The sequence below is a fragment of the Streptomyces ossamyceticus genome (assembly GCF_001418475.1).
In the GTDB taxonomy this organism is placed as follows: domain Bacteria; phylum Actinomycetota; class Actinomycetes; order Streptomycetales; family Streptomycetaceae; genus Streptomyces; species Streptomyces ossamyceticus.
The window spans coordinates 1-4,273 of record NZ_LIQX01000221.1; the positions used below are offsets into that span (position 1 = coordinate 1).

General features: G+C 69.4%; 4 protein-coding genes and 2 pseudogenes. 2 read left to right on the top strand and 4 right to left on the bottom strand.

Features of this window, described 5'->3' with window-relative positions; genetic code table 11:
• A pseudogene (locus AOK15_RS46075) lies at window positions 1-198 on the bottom strand (transcriptional regulator); the annotation flags it as partial.
• A 156-nt stretch (window positions 199-354) separates the two neighbouring features.
• On the opposite strand from AOK15_RS46075, the pseudogene AOK15_RS46875 reads away from it, so the two are divergent.
• Window positions 355-560 (top strand): annotated as a pseudogene (locus tag AOK15_RS46875) (ATP-binding protein); the annotation flags it as partial.
• Between the two features lie 69 nt (window positions 561-629).
• Complete coding sequence (locus AOK15_RS17575) at window positions 630-1,247, top strand: hypothetical protein (RefSeq protein WP_240508477.1); 618 nt, start codon at window positions 630-632, stop codon at window positions 1,245-1,247.
• A gap of 295 nt (window positions 1,248-1,542) precedes the next feature.
• Here AOK15_RS17575 and AOK15_RS48320 read toward each other — a convergent pair whose 3' ends face one another.
• The 3 genes from AOK15_RS48320 to AOK15_RS17585 all read right to left on the bottom strand — a co-directional run bounded on the left by AOK15_RS48320 (window position 1,543) and on the right by AOK15_RS17585 (window position 4,157).
• A complete protein-coding gene (locus AOK15_RS48320; protein ID WP_276206214.1) occupies window positions 1,543-1,677 on the bottom strand; it encodes a hypothetical protein in 135 nt (44 codons plus the stop codon).
• A 524-nt stretch (window positions 1,678-2,201) separates the two neighbouring features.
• Window positions 2,202-3,554 (bottom strand): pectate lyase family protein, encoded by a 1,353-nt coding sequence (locus AOK15_RS17580; RefSeq protein ID WP_055517844.1) that lies wholly within the window; start codon window positions 3,552-3,554, stop codon window positions 2,202-2,204.
• A gap of 147 nt (window positions 3,555-3,701) precedes the next feature.
• A complete protein-coding gene (locus AOK15_RS17585) occupies window positions 3,702-4,157 on the bottom strand; it encodes a cupin domain-containing protein (protein WP_338059910.1) in 456 nt (151 codons plus the stop codon).
• Between the last annotated feature and the right edge of the window lie 116 nt (window positions 4,158-4,273).

Here is a 4,273-nt window from a genome sequence, read left to right on the forward strand (position 1 = left end):
AGCTGTGTATAACAGACCGCCGTACCCCACCGCCGCCCCGAACTCCCCGGCCCGCATCCCGGCCGCCTCACGCCGCAGCCGCAACTGCCGCCCCACGGTGGCCACCACGGCCACACCCCAGTCGTCGTCCGGGTCGACCTCCCACCCCGGCTCGTCCGCCTCGGTCCTGAGTCGCCGTACCTCGCCGTCCACCGACATACCGCACCCCTCCGTCGTGCCTCCGTGCCGCAACGCCCGTACCCGTGACAACGGTTCCGACAGCGCGGACAGCACTGGACAAGCTCCGGGCAGTCACCCTACGCATCGAAGTCGTCACTGTTCGCGGTAGGGCGCGCGCCCGCCACTCTCAGTGAGGTGAACAAGGAAAAGTCCACCCAACTCGACACCCCGACGCGTCACTTCAGCGTGCTGCTGTCCCCCACACCACGCGGCGCCGCCTGGCCCGACTTCTCTCCGCCGAGTGGCTGCGCACTTGGGGCCTGCCGTACGGCGTCACCGAGGCCGCCGCACACGTGGTCGCCGAACTCGCCGCGAACGCCGCCACGCAGGGGTCGCCTCCCCGGCCGGCACCACAGCCGTGTCCTCAAGGGGGACTGGTTCCTGGGAGGGATCACGTAGGCCCCTGAGGGATGAGACCGGAAGACAACACCGTGAACGAGCCGGCCCGCACCCGAACCGCCCTGATGCACGCCGAGTACCACCTCTTCCAGATCACCGATCCGGAAGGACTCGTGGCCGACGACCTCGACCTGTCCCACAACGGGCTCGTGGCCGCCACCGACGGTGCCATCGAGGTGTCGACCGGGATCCACACCGGGAACGTCCGGGTGACGGTCGAACTGCATGCCCCGAGGCCCGAGGCCGCCGCGGACTGGGAAGAGGTCGCCGAGATCTCCTGGCGATCCCCTTCCGGAGAAGCACTCGTGGCTCCTCTCATGGATAACCCCGTGGACCTGCCCTCGCTGGCGTCCCAGGGGCCGGGCCCGTACCGGCTGCGCGTCCATGCGCGTAGGAGGGACGCGGCTGTCGACCAGGCAGCGGTGGATGAGGTCGTGGAGTCCTATCTGCTCCAGAGCTGGCCCGCGGAACACCAGGACGCTCTTCTGGTGAGGGCGACCGACACCTACGGGGCCGAGGTCCGGGCCCGAGACGCCGACGACACCGTCGTCATCGACCACGAGGACTCCCTCGACACCCAGACCGGCCGGGAGCGGGACACCCTGCGCCGGGCCGAGCGCGGGCATTAGCCCTGGTTGGGGCAGCTTCACCACGCAGGCTGCCCCAACCGGAACACGGGGCTGCACACTGCAACTGCCGCCTTCGCCACCGGCCGACCGAGTCACACTACGCACACTATGCGTGAAACGTCAGTCACAGCAGGTGAGTTCAACCGGTAGCATCGAGCCGTGACGCACCCGACGGGTGCGTCCTCCCTTCACTCCGGGCCCCCCTTGCTTCCTCGGGGCCCGGCCCGACGAGAGCGGTCCCGGGACTGTGAGATGACCGCCTCACGTCGAAGGGAGGACGCCCCCAGATGGGCGGTCACGAGGAGCGGAAGCCGACTCTCGTCATCCGGCTGATCCGGCTGCTGCCGGAGCGGACGGCGAAGCACGCGAGGAGGTGGCTGCTCTGGTGGCTCAGCAGGTAGCCGGATATCCCCAAGCTCACTGGGGACATCCGACGGGCTCCTGTTGAGCCGGGGCCCTGCTCGGATTCCCCTCCGAGCGGGGCCCACCTTCTCTGGTGGCTCAGCAGTCGACCGGTTGTCCCCACGCTCACTGGGGACATTCGACAAGCTCATGCTGAGCCTGGGCCCCTGCACGGATTGCCGTCCGCTGCGGAGCCCACCCTGAGCCCCAGTACAGCACACCGCGTGCCGGAGCGGCACCACGAAGTGACAACCGTCCAGGTGCCCGTCCCGCCCACCGGTCCGTACCCGACGCGACGGCTGTGACCGCGGCATCCGCGCACCCGGGCCCGGCGCCCGCTGCCGCGACTGCCGCGAGGGCCGGACACCCGCCACCAGGACCACCTGCCAGGACGCCGAGACCCTGCGCCGCTGGCACCGGCGGGCCGTCATCGCTGCCTCCGCCGAGGAGATCTTCGCGAACGAGTAGCCACGGCTTCGACGCAACGGCCTGGTGACTCCGCCCGGCCACCGGAGAAGGATGGCCGGGCGGGTCACGTTCAGGTGGGGCGAGTCAGGTGAGGGTGCCCGCGCCCGTGGTGGTGGCCAGGTCGGTCAGGAGGTTCTTCACCGACGTCTCCAGGCCCGCCGTCAGCGTCGGCGTCCAGTTCACCTTCGTCTTCAGCTTCTTCGAGTTCGCCGCGTTGTACGCGGCCACCAGGTCCGTCGCCGTGCCGTTGACGACGTTGCCGGTGCCGGCGAGGGAGCCCGTGCCGTCGCCGCTCAGCAGCTTCGCGGGCTTCGCACCCGCCGGGATCCGCCACACGTTGCGCTCGGCGACCACCTGCGCCTTGGCGCGGGAGTCGATGCTGTACTTCGGCTCGTAGCCGTCGAGCGCCGTCGTGTCGTAGACGTTGTTGTAGAGGTGGATCTGCCCGATGCGGGCCAGCGGCGCGCGCTGGACGATGCCCTTCCACACGTTGTGGTGGATGGTGACGCGCAGCTTGCCCTTGGAGTCGGTGTCGCTGCTGCCGATCAGCATCGTCTTGTCGTGGCGGGAGAAGAGGTTCCGCTCGACGGTCACCAGGTCGGAGCCGTTGGTGATGTCGAGGGCGCCGTCGTGGATCTGGTACTTGCGGCCGAAGTACGTCTTCAGAGACTTGTCGAAGGTCGGGCTGTCGGTGAACGTGTTGTGGTCGGCCCACACGTTGGTCGCCCCGCGCAGGGTGACGGAGTCGTAGGTGGAGTTCCACTCGCCGGACGAGCCGTCCGTCGGGTCCCACTGCGGGAAGCAGTCCTCCGTCGCGGCGAACGTCAGGTTCCGGACGATGACGTTCTTGACGTTCTGGACCTGGAGGCTGCCGCCCGTGATCCCCGCCTTCGTGCCGGGGACACCGATGAGGGTCGTGTTCGACGGCACCCGGAAGACGATGTTCTTCTTCTGCTTCTCCGCCGCCGCCTTGCGGGCGGTCTCCTGGGTGCCGGACGGCGCCTTCTTGCCGTACGTCGACGGGTCGAATGCCTTGAGGTACGCGGAGAGCGAGTAGCCGGTGCCGGAGGCGTAGTCGGCGCAGGTCAGCTTCTTGCCCGCGGCGTCGGTGTTGGCGTCGATCGTGCCCTTGATCTTGATGATCCGGGGGGCGGTGTCGGTCTGCGTGCCGAGCGCCTTCACCAGCTGGGCGCGGGTCGAGACCGTGAAGGTGTGCGCCGCGTCCGCCTTCGTACCGCCGGTCGTACCGGCCCCGGAGGCCGCCCAGCCGTCCTTGGCGGGCAGCACCTGGTGGGAGAGGTCCGCGGGGCTGGCGCCCGCGTTCATCACGAGGACGCCGGCGCCGACGCCGGCGGCCACGGCTGCGGCGGTGACCACGAGGGCACGGCGCTTGCGGAGGGACCGGCGGTGGGACGAGCGCGAGGAGGCAGAGGCCACGGATGAGTCCTTACGTAACGTACGTGATTCGGGTGAACACGTGGTTCGTGTGGAGCCCCCGTGCAGGGAGTTCCGACTCATGGGTGGTCGCCGTTCAGGGAAAGGTTGCCTCCAAGCTCGCCTTCCTCGGCCGGTGGTGAGTGGGGGTCAGCCGAGGTTCGCCTTGATGTGCCCGATGACCTCCTCGAACTCCCGCCGGGGCGAGAAGTCCACGTACTCGCAGTCCTCCAGGGCCTCCGGCACGTGGCCGGGCGCCCAGTAGAAGGCCTCGCCCGCCTCGTAGGTCGTGTCGCCCTCCGTGGTGTGCATCAGCAGCCGGCCCTTGAACATGTAGCCCCAGTGCGGGACCTGGCACAGGCCGTCGGGCTCGCCCTTCAGGGCCGGGGCCATGTTCGTGCCCTCGGGGAGCCGGACGAAGGCGACATCGGTGTCCCCGCCGATGTCCTGCATCCGTAGTTCGATGCCGTCGCCCTCGATCTCGACGGGTACGTCCGTCCGCGTGACCGCCCTCATGCCGACCTCCACGAGTGCTCGGGCGGGGCCTTCCTCCAGCTCCGCCGCTCCTTCCAGTCTGGCCCCACCGGTCACACGACGCCCGGTCACGGCATCAGGGTCGTTCGAAGGGCCAGGGCCGAGTGGACCGGGGAGATGACAGGGGCAGAGCCCGGGAGCCGTGATAATCCATGTCCATGGCCCCACCCCCCACCCTTCCCCAGGCC

Excerpts from the sequence above, each read along its gene's own strand:
- AOK15_RS17575 (WP_240508477.1), top strand. The coding sequence starts at position 630 with ATGAGACCGGAAGACAACACCGTGAACGAGCCGGCCCGCACCCGAACC.
- AOK15_RS48320 (WP_276206214.1), bottom strand. The coding sequence starts at position 1,677 with ATGTCCCCAGTGAGCTTGGGGATATCCGGCTACCTGCTGAGCCACCAG.